16 protein-coding genes are annotated in these 15308 nt (G+C 68.7%); 1 reads left to right on the top strand and 15 read right to left on the bottom strand.

Annotated elements, in window-relative coordinates:
- Positions 1–5 precede the first annotated feature (5 nt).
- The 13 genes from rpoZ to WKC72_RS24150 all read right to left on the bottom strand — a co-directional run bounded on the left by rpoZ (position 6) and on the right by WKC72_RS24150 (position 12622).
- A complete protein-coding gene (gene rpoZ / locus WKC72_RS24090) occupies positions 6–311 on the bottom strand; it encodes a DNA-directed RNA polymerase subunit omega (RefSeq protein ID WP_005241734.1) in 306 nt (101 codons plus the stop codon).
- Between the two features lie 41 nt (positions 312–352).
- Positions 353–976, bottom strand: coding sequence for a guanylate kinase (gene gmk, locus WKC72_RS24095; protein WP_037237532.1), 624 nt, complete (start codon positions 974–976; stop codon positions 353–355).
- Between the two features lie 8 nt (positions 977–984).
- Positions 985–1305 (bottom strand): integration host factor, actinobacterial type, encoded by a 321-nt coding sequence (mihF, locus tag WKC72_RS24100; RefSeq protein WP_005262298.1) that lies wholly within the window; start codon positions 1303–1305, stop codon positions 985–987.
- Positions 1306–1431: 126 nt separating this feature from the next.
- Positions 1432–2271, bottom strand: a complete 840-nt coding sequence (gene pyrF, locus WKC72_RS24105; protein ID WP_200887693.1) for an orotidine-5'-phosphate decarboxylase — start codon at positions 2269–2271, stop codon at positions 1432–1434.
- On the bottom strand, positions 2268–5636 hold the full coding sequence (carB, locus tag WKC72_RS24110) for a carbamoyl-phosphate synthase large subunit (protein WP_370179691.1): 3369 nt from the start codon (positions 5634–5636) through the stop codon (positions 2268–2270). The genes pyrF and carB overlap by 4 nt, the downstream gene beginning before the upstream one ends.
- A complete protein-coding gene (gene carA, locus WKC72_RS24115; RefSeq protein WP_370179693.1) occupies positions 5636–6796 on the bottom strand; it encodes a glutamine-hydrolyzing carbamoyl-phosphate synthase small subunit in 1161 nt (386 codons plus the stop codon). The genes carB and carA overlap by 1 nt, the downstream gene beginning before the upstream one ends.
- The gene (locus WKC72_RS24120; protein ID WP_370179696.1) at positions 6793–7359 is read right to left on the bottom strand and encodes a transporter; all 567 of its coding nucleotides are present in this window, start codon (positions 7357–7359) and stop codon (positions 6793–6795) included. Before WKC72_RS24120 ends, carA begins: the two co-directional genes overlap by 4 nt.
- Complete coding sequence (locus tag WKC72_RS24125; protein WP_128638665.1) at positions 7356–8699, bottom strand: dihydroorotase; 1344 nt, start codon at positions 8697–8699, stop codon at positions 7356–7358. Before WKC72_RS24125 ends, WKC72_RS24120 begins: the two co-directional genes overlap by 4 nt.
- Positions 8696–9640, bottom strand: a complete 945-nt coding sequence (locus WKC72_RS24130) for an aspartate carbamoyltransferase catalytic subunit (RefSeq protein WP_037237544.1) — start codon at positions 9638–9640, stop codon at positions 8696–8698. Before WKC72_RS24130 ends, WKC72_RS24125 begins: the two co-directional genes overlap by 4 nt.
- Positions 9641–10270 carry a bifunctional pyr operon transcriptional regulator/uracil phosphoribosyltransferase PyrR gene (gene pyrR / locus WKC72_RS24135; protein WP_112302402.1) on the bottom strand — a complete coding sequence of 210 codons (630 nt, stop codon included), beginning with the start codon at positions 10268–10270 and terminating at the stop codon, positions 9641–9643.
- 140 nt (positions 10271–10410) lie between these two features.
- The gene (gene nusB / locus WKC72_RS24140; RefSeq protein ID WP_037237548.1) at positions 10411–10920 is read right to left on the bottom strand and encodes a transcription antitermination factor NusB; all 510 of its coding nucleotides are present in this window, start codon (positions 10918–10920) and stop codon (positions 10411–10413) included.
- Positions 10921–11484 carry an elongation factor P gene (efp, locus tag WKC72_RS24145; protein WP_005241702.1) on the bottom strand — a complete coding sequence of 188 codons (564 nt, stop codon included), beginning with the start codon at positions 11482–11484 and terminating at the stop codon, positions 10921–10923.
- A 34-nt stretch (positions 11485–11518) separates the two neighbouring features.
- Entirely contained in the window at positions 11519–12622 is a 1104-nt protein-coding gene (locus WKC72_RS24150; RefSeq protein WP_037237550.1) for an aminopeptidase P family protein, read from the bottom strand.
- 135 nt (positions 12623–12757) lie between these two features.
- On the opposite strand from WKC72_RS24150, the gene WKC72_RS24155 reads away from it, so the two are divergent.
- Positions 12758–13504: a B-4DMT family transporter gene (locus tag WKC72_RS24155; RefSeq protein WP_268790590.1), complete on the top strand. Its 747-nt coding sequence runs from the start codon at positions 12758–12760 to the stop codon at positions 13502–13504.
- Between the two features lie 98 nt (positions 13505–13602).
- Here WKC72_RS24155 and aroB read toward each other — a convergent pair whose 3' ends face one another.
- On the bottom strand, positions 13603–14715 hold the full coding sequence (aroB, locus tag WKC72_RS24160; RefSeq protein WP_112302425.1) for a 3-dehydroquinate synthase: 1113 nt from the start codon (positions 14713–14715) through the stop codon (positions 13603–13605).
- 65 nt (positions 14716–14780) lie between these two features.
- Positions 14781–15287: a shikimate kinase gene (locus tag WKC72_RS24165; protein ID WP_037237555.1), complete on the bottom strand. Its 507-nt coding sequence runs from the start codon at positions 15285–15287 to the stop codon at positions 14781–14783.
- Between the last annotated feature and the right edge of the window lie 21 nt (positions 15288–15308).

Raw genomic sequence — 15308 nt, forward strand, 5'->3', positions numbered from 1 at the left:
TCCGCTCACTCGCCTTCGGTGTGCTCGAGAAGATCGGAGTGGATCTCACGCAGCGCGATCGACAGCGGCTTCTCCTGCAGGCCCGGCTCCACGAGGGGGCCGACGTACTCGAGGATGCCGTCACCGAGCTGGTTGTAGTAATCGTTGATCTGACGTGCACGCTTAGCCGCGTAGATCACCAGCGCGTACTTCGACGACGTGCGGGCGAGAAGCTCGTCGATCGGAGGATTGGTGATGCCGAGCGGGGTGTCGTAAGCCGGCAGGGCGCCGTGGCTGGGTGTTGCGGACGCTACTGCGGGGGTGCTGCTCACTCGGTATCTCCTGAAATAGTTCTGGCTAGTTGATGTGAGATCTAGTGGGTCGACTCGGACTGTTCCGGTCGTCCAACCAACAAGGATACCAACTCGTCGCACGATCGGCTGACATCCTCGTTCACGATGACCTCGTCGAACTCGTCCTGCGCCTCCAGCTCGACTCTCGCGGTCGCGAGTCGCCGCTCCACGACCTCGGCGGATTCGGTGCCCCGGCCGGTCAATCTGTCGACCAGCACGTCCCAGCTCGGGGGCGCCATGAAGACGAGCAGAGCCTCCGGCATCGCGGCGCGAACGGCCCGCGCACCGGCGAGGTCGACCTCGACCAGCACCGGTTTGCCCTGCTCGATCGCCCGGCGGACCGGTGCGGCCGGGGTTCCCGACAGCTGGAGTCCGCCGTGGATCTCGGCCCATTCGAGCAGCTCACCGGATTCGATCATCCGCTGGAACTCGTCGCGAGAGGTGAACCGGTAGTCCTTGCCGTCCACCTCGCCCGGGCGTGGGTCGCGCGTCGTCGCGGACACGCTGAAGACGAGCTCCGGCATCCGCTCACGCAGGAGTCGCACCACGCTGGACTTACCGACGGCCGAGGGGCCGGCCAGTACTACCAGCCGACCCCTCCGCACTGCGGTCTTGCTCTCTGACACTTGTGCGTCAGCTACCACTGTCGTGCTCAGGCCTCGAAGTCGAACCTGGCGAGCAGGGCCTTCCGCTGCCGATCGCCGAGGCCACGGAGGCGACGGGTCGGAGCGATCTCCAGCTCGGTCATGATCTCCTGCGCCTTGACCTTGCCCACCTTGGGCAGCGCCTCGAGCAGTGCCGACACCTTCATCTTGCCCAGGATCTCGTCGTCCTCGGCGTCCTTGAGAACCTGCTTGAGGTCGGTGCCACCACGCTTCAGGCGCTCCTTGAGCTCAGCCCTGGCCTTGCGGGCAGCAGCTGCCTTCTCCAAAGCAGCAGCGCGCTGCTCATCAGTCAACTGGGGAAGGGCCACGGTTCCTCCGTCTCGTCGTTGGCAAATAGTCCAAACCACTGGATAACCAGCAGCGATAGCGACCGTACTCACGCCCGGCGCCGATTGCGAACCCACCCCCCGAGGTCAGAGCCGGATTCGGGTGGGCTATGAGAGTGCGGACTCGATCTCGTCACGGACCTTTACGGCCGCCTCACGCAGTGCCGTCACCGACGGTCCGGCACCGAGAACACCCCGAGAACTGTTCGGCAACAACAGTTTTCGAGAATCGGGAAAAATGTCGGCGAGATCACCGGGAGTCGCGCCCTGGGCGCCGAGACCGGGCGCGAGAATCGGTCCGGAAAAATTCGACAAATCCAGGCCGTGTCCGCGTGTCGCACCCACCACCAGACCCACCAGACCGGGTTGCGCGTCGTTGTGCCGGACCGCCGCGTCCACCATCGACTGGGCCACGGACACTCCCCCGGCGGTCTGCGCCGCCTGCAGATCGCCACCCTCCGGGTTGGACGTGCGGGCCAGCACGAAGAGCCCGCGGCCCTGCTCCGCCGCCAGCGACAGCGCCGGGTCGAGCGCACCGAACCCCAGATACGGCGACACGGTCAGCGCATCGGAGGACAGAGCCGACTCCGCACCCAGCCAGGACTGCGCGTACGCCGCCATCGTCGACCCGATGTCCCCGCGCTTGGCATCGGCGACGACGAGCGTCCCTGCCTCTCTGAGGACCGAAATGGTGCGTTCGAGCACCGCGTACCCGGCGGAGCCGTACGCTTCGAAGAACGCCACCTGAGGCTTCACGACGGCCACCTCACCGACGAAGGCCTCCACGCAGATCTCGGCGAACGTCTCCAGCCCCTCGGCTGAGACGGGTAGCCCCCACGCCTCGAGCAATCCCGGATGCGGATCGATCCCGACGCACAACCGCCCCCGGTGCTCGACCGCCGACGTCAGCCGATGCACCCAGGAGTGGTGGTGATGGTGCCCGCTCACGAGGAGGCGGACCCGGTCGCGGGGGCCACGACCACGGCGGGTGACCGCAGCCGCGCGTGCAGCGCCTGGAGGGACTGGACACCGATGTCGCCGCGGATCGCGGCCTCGATGCCCTGCACCGCGGCGGAGGCACCCTGCACGGTGGTGACGCACGGGATGTTCATGGCGACGGCCGCGCTGCGGATCTCGTAACCGTCGACGCGCGGTCCGGAGTTGCCGTACGGCGTGTTGATCACCATGTCGACCTCGCCGTCGCGGATCGTCTCGACGATGGTGCGCTCACCCGCCTCCAGCGTCTCGCCGGAGTGCTTGTGCACCTCCTGGCACGTGATGCCGTTCCGGCGGAGAACCGCCGCCGTCCCCTCCGTGGCGAGGATTCGGAAGCCCAGGTCGGCGAGCCGCTTGACCGGGAAGATCAGCGACCGCTTGTCCTTGTTGGCGACGGAGACGAACACCGAGCCCGAGGTGGGCAGCGAGCCGTACGCGGCCGTCTGGCTCTTCGCGAACGCGGTGCCGAAGTCTGCGTCGATGCCCATGACCTCACCGGTCGACTTCATCTCCGGGCTCAGCAGGGTGTCCACCCCGGTGCCGTCGGCGCGCCGGAACCGGTTGAACGGCAGCACCGCCTCCTTGACGGCGACGGGCGCGTCCGCCGGGGTCGAGCCGCCGTCGCCGGTGGCCGGGAGCACCCCGCTCGCGCGCAGATCGGCGATGGACTCGCCCAGCATGACGCGGGCGCATGCCTTGGCGAGCTGCACCGCCGTCGCCTTCGACACGAACGGCACGGTGCGGCTGGCGCGGGGGTTCGCCTCGAGGACGTACAGGATGTCGTCCTTCAGGGCGTACTGGACGTTGAGCAGGCCCTTGACGCCGATGCCCTTGGCGAGCGCCTCCGTGGACCGGCGGACGTTCTCGAGGTCGGCGCGGCCGAGGGTGATCGGCGGCAGCGCACAGGCCGAGTCGCCCGAGTGGATACCGGCCTCCTCGATGTGCTCCATCACGCCGCCGAGGTACACCTCGGTGCCGTCGCAGAGCGCGTCGACGTCGATCTCGATGGCGTCTTCGAGGAACCGGTCGACCAGGACGGGCCGGTCGTCGGAGATCTCGGTGGCGCGGGAGATGTAGCTCTCCAGCGACGCCTCGTCGTAGACGATTTCCATGCCGCGGCCACCGAGGACGTACGACGGCCGCACCAGCACCGGGTACCCGATGCCGGCGGCGATCTCGCGGGCCCCGGCGAACGTGGTGGCGGTGCCGAATTTGGGAGCGGGCAGCCCGGCCTCGACGAGCACCTTCCCGAACTCGCCGCGATCCTCCGCGAGGTCGATCGCCTCCGGGCTGGTGCCGACGATCGGCACCCCCGCGGCCTTCAGCCGCTTCGCCAGACCCAGCGGGGTCTGACCGCCGAGCTGCACGATCACCCCGGCGACGGTGCCCGACAGCGACTCGGCCCGGTACACCTCGAGCACGTCCTCGAACGTGAGCGGCTCGAAGTACAGACGGTCGGCGGTGTCGTAGTCGGTGGAGACGGTCTCCGGGTTGCAGTTGACCATCACCGTCTCGTAGCCGGCCTCCGACAGCGTCAGCGCGGCGTGGACGCAGGAGTAGTCGAACTCGATGCCCTGACCGATGCGGTTCGGGCCGGAACCGAGGATCAGGACCTTCGGACGCTCGGTCTGCGGGGCCACCTCGGACTCGGCCGCCGGGTCGAGTTCGTACGTGGAGTAGTGGTACGGCGTCTTCGCCTCGAACTCGGCGGCGCAGGTGTCGACCGTCTTGTACACGGGGTGGACGTTCCACTGCTCACGCAGCGCCCGGACCGCGTCCTCGCCGCCGATCTCGGGGCGCAGAGCCGCGATCTGCCGGTCCGACAGGCCGTGATGCTTGGCGCGGCGCAGCACCCGCTCGGTCGCCTCGGGCGCCTCGCGCAGCGTGTCGCCGAGCTCGTGGATCTGCAGGATCTGGTCGAGGAACCACGGGTCGATCTTCGTGGCGTCGAACAGCTGCTCGACGGTGGCGCCGAGGGCGAACGCCTTCTCGAGGCCGTAGACGCGGCCGTCGCGGGGGATGCTGAGTTCCGCCAGGAGGCTGTCGAGGTCGGTGGCCTCCACGTCGGGGCCTGTCCAGTACCCGGCCCTCTTGGTCTCCAGCGAGCGCAGCACCTTCCCGAACGCCTCGGTGAAGTTGCGGCCGATCGACATGGCCTCACCGACCGACTTCATCGTGGTGGTGAGGGTGTCGTCGGCGCCGGGGAACTTCTCGAACGCGAACCTGGGCGCCTTGACGACGACGTAGTCGAGGGTGGGCTCGAAGCACGCCGGGGTTTCCTTGGTGATGTCGTTGACGATCTCGTCCAGGGTGTAGCCGATGGCGAGCTTCGCGGCGATCTTCGCGATCGGGAAGCCGGTTGCCTTGGATGCGAGCGCACTGGACCGCGACACGCGCGGGTTCATCTCGATGACGACGAGGCGCCCGTCGGCGGGGTCCATGGCGAACTGGATGTTGCAGCCGCCGGTGTCGACGCCGACCTCGCGGAGGATGTCGATCGAGAGGTCGCGCATCGCCTGGTACTCGCGGTCCGTGAGCGTCATGGCGGGGGCGACGGTGATCGAGTCACCGGTGTGCACGCCGACCGGGTCGACGTTCTCGATCGAGCACACGATCACGACGTTGTCGCGGCCGTCGCGCATCAGCTCGAGCTCGTATTCCTTCCACCCGAGGATCGACTCCTCGATCAGCACGTTGGCGGTGGGCGACGCCGCGAGACCGCCGCCGGCGATCCGCGTCAGGTCCTCGTCGTCGTAGGCCATGCCGGAGCCGAGGCCGCCCATCGTGAACGACGGCCGCACGACGACGGGGAAGCCCAGTTCGGCGACCGTGTCGCGGACCTCGTCCATCGTGTAGCAGACGCGGGAGCGCGCGGACTCGCCGCCGACCTTGGCGACGATGTCCTTGAACTTCTGCCGGTCCTCGCCGCGCTGGATGGCGTCGAAGTCGGCGCCGATCAGCTCGACGTCGTACTTCTCGAGGATGCCCTGCTCGTGCAGTGCCACCGCGGTGTTGAGGGCCGTCTGGCCGCCGAGGGTCGCGAGGACGGCGTCGATCGGGTGACCCTTCTCGGCCTCGAGGGCGATGACCTTCTCGACGAACTCGGCCGTGATCGGCTCCACGTACGTGGCGTCCGCGAACTCGGGGTCGGTCATGATCGTGGCCGGGTTGGAGTTGACGAGGCTGACCCGCAGGCCCTCCTCGCGCAGCACCCGGCAGGCCTGGGTTCCGGAGTAGTCGAACTCACAGGCCTGGCCGATGACGATCGGCCCGGAGCCGATCACCAGGATGTGGGAGAGATCTGTACGGCGTGGCATTAGTTCTTGACTCCCTCGAGCAGGCTGGTGAAGCGGTCGAACAGGTACGCGGCGTCGTGCGGGCCCGCCGCGGCCTCGGGGTGGTACTGCACCGAGAAGGCGGATCCGTCGAGCAGGCGGACCCCCTCGACGGCATCGTCGTTGGCGCAGGTGTGGCTGATCACGGCCTTGCCGAACGGGGTGTCGAACTCCTGCCCGGCCTCGCCCTCGAGCGCGAACCCGTGATTCTGCGCGGTGATCGCGATGCGTCCCGTCTCGTGTTCGACGACCGGGATGTTGATGCCCCGGTGACCGAACTTCATCTTGTAGGTGCCGAGACCGAGCGCCCGCCCGAGGATCTGGTTGCCGAAGCAGATGCCGAACAGGGGCAGGCCCTGCCCGATGACTTCCTTCGTGAGGTGCACGGCACCGTCGGCGGTCGCCGGGTCGCCGGGACCGTTGGAGAGGAAGACGCCGTCGGCCTTCAGGTCGAGGATCTGCTCGAGCGTCGCGTTGGACGGGAGCACGTGCACCCGGATGCCGCGCTCGGCGAACATGCGCGGGGTGTTGGTCTTGATGCCGAGGTCGATCGCCGCGACGGTGAACCGTGCCTCGCCGCCGGTCGGCTCGACGACGTACCCGCTGGTGGTGCTGACCTCGCCGGCGAGGTCCGCGCCGAGCATCGACGGCTGGCTCTTCACGCGGTCGAGCAGTACGTCGGTGTCGGCCAGTGCGTCGCCGGAGAACACGCCGGCGCGCATCGAGCCGCGGGTGCGCAGGTGGCGGACCAGGGCGCGGGTGTCGATGCCGGCGATCCCGACGACTCCCTGCTTCACGAGCTCGTCCTGCAGGGAGCCGGTGGCGCGCCAGCTGGAGGTGCGGCGGGCGGGGTCGCGGACGACGTACCCGGCGACCCAGATCTTCGCCTCGGCGCTGCTGCCGGTGGGACCGACGGACTCGTCGTCCTCGTCGTTCCATCCGGTGTTGCCGATCTGCGGCGCGGTGGCCACGACGATCTGGCGGTGGTAGCTGGGGTCGGTGAGGGTCTCCTGGTAGCCGGTCATGCCGGTGCTGAAGACGGCCTCACCGAGCGTCTGGCCGACGGCACCGAACGTGGTGCCCCGGAATACCCGTCCGTCCTCGAGGACCAGTACTGCAGAGTCGGTGTCGTAGCCGCTCATGCGTTCTCTCCGTTCTGCTCGACCTCACCAGAGCTCGCCGCATTCGCTGAATCATCACTGTCTGTCTTGCGGTCCGGCTCCCCTGCGCTGACCCAGGCGGGGTAGACGGACTTGTCGTCGCTGCGGAAACCGGTGTCGATCTCGGTGCCCGTCGGCAGTTCCCACCGGATCACGAGGACGCCGTCCTTGCTCATGACCTTGCCCGCGAGACCGCGTTCGGTGCGCACGGCGCGGACCGCGTCCTGCGGAATCCAGATCGCCGACGCCCCGTCACGTTCGAGCAGGATCCCGGCCGCGTACCGGGAGATCTCCCCCGTCGCCCGGAAACCGAGGTCGCCGACCGCGATCCGGTCCTGCCAGCTCGGGGCGAGGGTGCTGCCCACGTACAGTCCGGTGGCCGGGGCGATCGTCTGCTCGCCGAGGTGCGCGGGCACGGCGGGAAGTTGCCCGACCCGGTCGGCCTGCCGGCGGGCACGACCGCGCCACCCGATGTACATGAGGAAGATGGCCAGCGCCCAGAACGCGACGAGGCCGACTATCCACAGAATTCTCTCCACCGTCATCCCCTGCCGTTCCGCACCGGGACGCGGGCCTGGCCGTCGCTCGCGGTGATCCGGCCGCGGAGGATCGTGGTGGTCACCCGCGCCGGCAGCGTCATCGACTCGTACGGCGTGTTGTGGGCGACGCTGGCGAGGTCGGGGCCGTGGACCGTCCATTCGGCGTCCGGGTCGATCAGCACGAGGTTGGCGGGTTCGCCGACCTCGATCGGGCGGCCCTGGTCGTCGAGTCCGACGATCGCGGCGGGGCGCTCGCTCATCACCCGGGCCACGCCGCGCCAGTCGAGCAGGCCCGTGCGGACCATCGTCTGCGCGACGATCGACAGTGCGGTCTCCAGGCCTAGCATTCCGGGTCGGGCGGCCGCGAACTCGCAGCACTTGTCCTGCTCGGCGTGCGGCGCGTGATCGGTCGCGACGCAGTCGATGATCCCCTCGGCCAGTCCGGCCCGGAGCGCGGCGACGTCACTCGCCTCCCGCAGGGGCGGATTCACCTTGTTGACGGCGTCGTACGTCTCGAGCCGGGAGTCGTCGAGCAGCAGATGGTGCGGGGTCACCTCGGCGGTGATCGAAATGCCTTGGCCGCGTGCCCACTTCATCAGTTCGACGGTGCCCGCGGTGGAGGCGTGGCAGATGTGCACCCGCGCCCCGGCGTCGCGGGCGAGCAGCGCGTCGCGCGCGACGATCGACTCCTCGGCGGCGCGCGGCCAGCCCGCGAGGCCGAGCCGGGCGGCGGTGGGGCCCTCGTGCGCGACGGCGCCGACGGTCAGCCGCGGCTCCTCCGCGTGCTGCGCGATGAGCACCCCGAGCGAACTCGAGTACTCGAGCGCCCGGCGCATGATCAACGGGTCGTACACGCAGTGGCCGTCGTCCGAGAACATCCGCACCCGGCCGATCCCCGACGCCATCGTGGCCATCTCGGCGAGCTGCTTGCCCTCGAGCCCGACGGTGACGGCGCCGACGGGGTGTACGTCGACGAGCCCGACTTCCTGGCCGCGGCGCCACACGTGGTCGGTCACGACCACCGAGTCGGCGACCGGGCTGGTGTTGGCCATCGCGAACACCGCGGTGTACCCGCCGAGCGCCGCGGCGGCCGAACCGGAATCGATGGTCTCGGTGTCCTCGCGACCGGGCTCACGCAGGTGGGTGTGCAGGTCGACGAAACCGGGGAGCAGGATCTGCCCCGCCGCGTCGATCACCTCGACGTCCGGCCCGCTGTCCTTGCCCGCGTCCGCACCGATCGCGACGATGACGCCGTCACCGAGCAGCACGTCGGTGGGGTCGCCCTCGCCGTACAGCAACACGTTCTTGATGAGCACTGTCTCTCCTGTCACTGCACTGTCACTCATCCCGCAACTTCCTCCGCTCCGACCAGCAGCCGGAACAGCACCGCCATCCGCATGTGCACACCGTTGGTCACCTGCTGCAGCACAGCGGTTCTCGTCGAATCGGCGACCGCCGACGCGATCTCCATGCCACGCAGCATCGGGCCGGGGTGCAGCACCACTGCATGGTCGGGAAGCAGTGCGAGCCGCTTCTCCGACAGGCCGTAATTGATCGAATACTCCCGCTGGGACGGGAAGAATCCACCGTTCATCCGTTCCGCCTGCACCCGCAGCATGAGGACGGCGTCGAGACCGGGGAGCTCCGCGTCCAGCGAATGCGCCACCGACACCGGCCACGACGACACCCCCACGGGGAGCAACGTGGGCGGCGCGACGAGGACCACCTCGGCGCCGAGCATCGACAGCAGCAGTGCGTTCGACCGCGCCACCCGGCTGTGCAGGATGTCGCCGACGATGGCGATGCGCTTGCCCTCGATGTCGCCGAGACGCTGACGCAGCGTGAGCGCGTCGAGCAGCGCCTGGGTGGGATGTTCGTGGGTACCGTCACCGGCATTGATGACCGCCGGTCCGCCGTCGTCCTGATGCCCGGTCCAGTTCGCGATCTGGTGGGCCGCACCCGACGCGGGGTGGCGCACGATCAGGGCGTCGGCGCCGGCGGCGCGCAGCGTCATCGCCGTGTCCCGGAGGGATTCGCCCTTGGACACCGACGAACTCGACGCGCTGACGTTGATGACGTCCGCGCTCATCCACTTCCCGGCCACCTCGAACGAGACGCGGGTCCGGGTCGAGTTCTCGAAGAACACGGTCATGACCGTCCGGCCGCGCAGCGTCGGGAGCTTCCGCACCTCACGTCCGAGGAGGGCCTGTTCGAAGCGTTCGGCCTCGTCGAGGAGTTCGACAGCCGATTCCCGTGTCAGGTCCGCGATCGACAACAGGTGCTTCACTTAGCTCTTCCCCCCGGAGATCATGACCGCGTCGCGGCCGTCGTGTTCGCTCAGGAGCACCTTGACGTCCTCGGTGCGGGCGGTGGGCACGTTCTTGCCCACGTAGTCGGCGCGCAGCGGCAGTTCGCGGTGGCCGCGGTCGACGAGGACGGCCAGCTGAACGGCGCGCGGCCGCCCGAGGTCGCGGAGGGCGTCGAGTGCCGAGCGGACGGTGCGGCCGGAGAACAGCACGTCGTCGACGAGCACGACCAGAGTGTTGTCGACACCACCCTCGGGCACCGACGTGCGTTCGAGGGGACGGTGCGGTTTGGTGCGCAGGTCGTCGCGGTACAGGGTGATGTCGAGGGAGCCGACCGAGGGGCGCACCCCGGAGAATTCTTCGACCTTCCCGGCCAGGCGCGCCGCGAGCGTCGTGCCCCGGGTGGGGATGCCGATCAGGACGACACGCGGCGTGTCACCGTCGGCGGCGTCCAGCGCGGTCTTCTCGATGATCTGGTGCGCGATTCGCGCAATGGTCCGTCCCACATCGGCTGCGGACAGCAGCTCGCGTGCGGGTTCGACGGACGGGGACGACTCTGGTGTTGAATCCGCCGGTTCCCCGGCGGGGCGAGACCCTTCGGGCACGCGCATACAACGACCTCCTTCTCCGCCTCACTGGACGGATCGTTAAAGGATGCCTGACGCGGACAGCTTATCAGCGCGTCGACTGCGCCAGGCCCGGACCCCTGACCTGCGGGCCCGCAGTCGCGGGCCCGCAGCGGGACACGAAATTACGAGCCGGCGTCGGTCGAATCGCCGCCGGCGGTCTCGGCGCGCCGCGACGTCGCGGCCGCAGCGGACCGCACCTGCGGGGCCACCAGCACGACCTGACCGAGGATGCCGTTGACGAACCCCGGCGACTCGTCGGTGGACAGCTGTTTCGCCAGCTCCACCGCCTCGTCCACGGCCACGACCGGAGGCACGTCGGTGGCGTGGAACAGCTCCCACACGGCGATGCGCAGGATGGCGCGGTCGACGGCGGGCAGCCGCTCGAGCGTCCAGTCCTGCAGGTGGGACGAGATCACCTCGTCGATGCGGTCCAGGTTCTCCGCGACCCCGGTCACCACGGTGACGGTGTACGGAGCGACCGGAGCCACGGAGTCGTCCTTGCCGGACAGTTCCGCGCGTTCGGTCGCGAGATCGACCGGATCGAGATCTCGCGCCTCGGCCTCGAAGAGGAAATCCACGGCGCGCTTGCGGGCCTTGTGCCGTGCGCCGAGTTTCTTATGCGTACCGGACACTCAGGAATTCACACGCCCGAGGTAGTTGCCGTCGCGGGAATCGACCTTCAGCTTGTCACCGGTGTTGATGAACAGCGGAACGTTGATCTCGGCACCGGTCTCGAGGGTGGCGGGCTTGGTGCCACCGGTGGAGCGGTCGCCCTGCAGGCCGGGATCGGTGTGCTGGACCACCAGTTCGACGGTGACGGGCAGTTCCACGAACAGCGGAACGTCCTCGTGCGTCGCAACCTGCACGGCCATGTTCTCGAGCATGAAGCGTGCGCCGTCGCCGACGGTGGCCTCGCTGATCGAGATCTGGTCGTACGTGTCGCCGTCCATGAAGATGTAGTCGGTGCCGTCGTGGTACAGGTACGTCATGTCGCGGCGGTCGACGGTGGCCGTGTCCACCTTGACGCCGGCGTTGAACGTCTTGTCGACGACCTTGCCCGAGAGCACGTTCTTCAACTTGGTGCGCACGAACGCGGGACCCTTGCCGGGCTTCACGTGCTGGAACTCGGTAATCGTCCACAGCTGGCCCTCGATCTGCAGGACCAGGCCGTTCTTGAAATCACTAGTGGAAGCCACTTGCTTCGCGTCTCCTCGATAAGGTCGAAACCGTCTACACGACAGTCAGGTCTTTGGTGGTGAGTGTGAGCAGCTCCGGTCCCTGCTCACGAACCACGAGCGTGTCCTCGATCCGCACGCCTCCGCGCCCGGAGAAGTACACGCCCGGCTCGACGGTCACCGCCGCACCGTCCAGAAGTGTACCGGTGCCCAGCTTGCCGATTCCCGGAGCTTCGTGGATCTCCAGGCCGACGCCGTGTCCGAGCCCGTGCAGGAACAGTTCCCCGTACCCCGCGTCTTCGATGACCCGGCGGGCGGCACCGTCCACGGCGGACACCTCCGCTCCCGGGCGCAGCGCGTCCCGTCCAGCCTCCTGCGACCGCGCGACCAGCGCATATACATCCCGTTGCCAGTCGGCGGCCCGCTCGAGGACGTACGTTCGGGTCATGTCCGAGTGGTAACCGCCGACCTCGGCTCCGAAATCCAGCTTGACGAAATCGCCGCCGGCGAGCACCGCCTCGGTCGGGCGGTGGTGCGGGATCGCCGAGTTGGCGCCCGCCGCGACGATGGTCTCGAACGAGATGCCGTCGGCGCCGTGCGCGAGCATCAGCGCCTCGAGTTCCCGGCCCACCTCCTTCTCGGTGCGCCCGGGGCGGAGGCCACCACGCTCGATCAACTCGGCGAGCGCGGCGTCGGCGGCCGTGCACGCCGCCCGCAGCAAACCGACCTCGAAATCGTCCTTCACCATCCGCAGTTCCTCGACGAGTCCCGGGACGGGGTCGAGCCGCGCGTCCGGCGCGAGCACCGACCAGGCCGCGAACTCGTCCACCGTCACGACGTGACTCTCGAACGCCAGCGAGGACGGACTCCGCCGCCCCACCGATTCGATGAGGTGTGCGGCGCTGGCGCGGGCGATCTCGGCCCGCAGGTCGGGAACCTGTTCCCCGACCTGCGTGAGGTAACGCCCGTCGGTGCAGATGACGGTGCGTTCCTCGGCTCCGTCGGCGTCGGCGGCGTGGACGAGCAGGGCTGCGTTGGATCCGGTGAACCCGGTGAGATACCGGATGTTCACCAGATTCGTCACCAGGAGCGCGTCGAGATCCCGGGCGGCGAGGGCCGCGCGCAGCGCCGCGCGCCGCGAACCATGATCAGCAGGCATGTCGTCAAACGTACCGGCAAATCGCCGCCCGGCGGGCGAGGATCGGCGGCACCCGTGCGGTGGCGAGAACAGGTTTCAGAGCGCGCCGTGTGGGTTAGACCACACGGGTGAAAACCCGCTCGTTACGCTGTGCCCATGAATGCGTGGGTGGTACGCGGCCTCGGGATGGCCCTGATACATGTTTTCGTTCGTGTGATCCTCGGTGTGTCGATCACACAGTGGCCCCTTCAGGGTTCCGTTCTGAGATGGCTCGCACTGCTGATCGTCGTGTTCGTGGCGCTGATCTGGGCCGGCATCGACGGTATCCGGGACCGTCGCCGGAACCCGGATCCGGAGCACGGCGCCGACCTGACGATGCTGTGGCTGAAGGCGGCCCTGCTCGGCGGCGTCGTCGCGGGTGTGGGGAGCTGGCTGGCCAACCTGGTGCCGTCCCTCAACGTCACCCAGAACTCGTTCTTCTTCGAGATCACGTCCGGGGCCGCGTTCACGGTCCTGCTGATCTTCGTCCCGGCCATGCTCGCCGTGTTCCTCGGCCGGTTCTTCGTCAGCCGCGACTCCAGGAAGACGGAGAAGGCCCGCAGCGAACGTCAGCCGGCGGCGCACGGTGCCGGAACGGCCGCAGGAGCCGCAGCGGGGGGAACCGCAGCCGCAGCCGTAGCCGACGACGAGGGCTACGGACAGAACTACCCCGGACAGGCCTACGAGCAGACCGCGGATACCGGCTACGCCGGTTCCGACGCCGACACGGCCGTATTCGAACCGGTGCACAACTACCGCGAGGACACGTCGGACCTCGATCAACCGCAGGGCGGGGACACCGCGTGGCAGGACCCTGTCGACCTCGGAAAGCGCACCACGGACGACCAGCGCCGCGGCGAGTAGAGCCCTCGGCTTCACCACACCGACAGACGACGCGGCGGTGTGAGCGCACTCGCTCACACCGCCGCGTCCTTGCTTCGTGTCGCTGCGTCGTCGCTACGTCACAGCAGGACGGCACCGCCGGTGCCCGGCTTCTCCTCGCGGGCCACCGCGGAGTACGCGGCCACGAGCAGAGACGGGTCCGGGCCCTCGAGCCGTCCGGGCTTCGCGAGCCCGTCGAGCACGACGAAACGCAGGACGCCCGCCCGGTTCTTCTTGTCGGTCTGCATCCCCTCGACCAGCTGGCCGAACGCGTCCGCGTCGTACGTGGTGGGCAGACCCACCAGTTCCAAGATGGTGCGGTGCCGATCCGCCGTCGCATCGTCCAGGCGTCCCGCCAGACGCCCCAGCTCCGCCGCGAACACGAGCCCGACGGCGACGGCAGCGCCATGGCGCCAGCGGTAGCGCTCGCGCCGCTCGATCGCATGCCCGAGGGTGTGACCGTAGTTGAGGATCTCGCGCAGATCGGACTCGCGCAGATCGGCGGCCACGACCTTGGCCTTGACCTCCACGGACCGCCGGATCAGTTCGGGCAGAACGGTTCCCGTCGGGTCCAGAGCGGCTTCGGGGTCCTGCTCGATGAGGTCCAGGATCACGGGGTCGGCGATGAAGCCGGTCTTCACGACCTCCGCCATCCCGGCCACGATCTCGTTGCGGGGCACCGTCTCGAGCGTCGCCAGGTCGATCAGCACGGCCGACGGCTCGTGGAACGAACCCACCAGGTTCTTGCCGGCCTCGGTGTTGATGCCGGTCTTGCCGCCGACCGCCGCATCCACCATCGCGAGCAGCGTCGTGGGCACGTGGATCACGCGTACTCCGCGCATCCACGTCGCCGCGACGAACCCGGCGAGGTCGGTCGCCGCGCCGCCGCCCAGGCTGACCACGGCGTCGCTGCGCGTCAGCCCGATCCGGCCGAGGACCTCCCAGCAGAAGCCGGCCACGGCCAGATCCTTGCCGTCCTCCGCGTCCGGAATCTCGATGCGGTGCGCATCGATTCCCTTCTCGGCGAGCGCCGCGCGCACCGCCTCCGCCGTCTCGGCCAGCGGCGGCTGATGGAAGATCGCCACCGTCCTCGTGCCGGTGAGTTCGTCCACCAGCTCGCCGAGCAATCCGCGCCCGATGATGACCGGGTAGGGGTTCGCCGTCTGCACCTGTACGCGTACCGGTTCGGTCACTGTCTGCTGCTCCGCTCCGTCTTGTCCGAGATTCTCGGTTGTCTCTGTTCCGCCGGGCTCGCCGATCACTCGGCGAGTTTCGCCAGCAGCTGCTGCACCACACGGGCGGGACTCCGCCCGTCCGTGCGTATCCGGATGGACGCCACCTGCCGGTACAGCGGTCGGCGCTTGCGCATCAACTCGGTGTATTTCTGACGGGGGTCGCCACCGGCGAGAAGGGGGCGCGCGGTGTTGGTCCCCGTGCGCTTGAGCCCCTCGGCCACGCTGATCTCGAGATAGATCACGGTGTGGCCCTTCAACAATTCCCGGGTGCGCTCGGAGAGGATGGATCCGCCGCCGAGCGACACGATCCCCTCGTGGCTCTCGATGGCCTTCCGGACGATCTCTTCCTCGAGGGCGCGGAAGGCGGGTTCGCCCTCCTCGACGAAGATCTCGGCGATCGTGCGTCCCGCCTCTTCCTCGACCGCCACGTCGGTGTCGAACAACGGAAGGTCCAGGGCCTGCGCGAGGCGCCGCCCGATCGTGGACTTACCCGCTCCCGGGGGGCCGACGAGCACGGCTTTCGGTGCCATCATCCGTCACCGCCCCGATGC

The sequence above is a fragment of the Rhodococcus wratislaviensis genome (assembly GCF_041228765.1).
GTDB lineage: Bacteria > Actinomycetota > Actinomycetes > Mycobacteriales > Mycobacteriaceae > Rhodococcus_F > Rhodococcus_F wratislaviensis.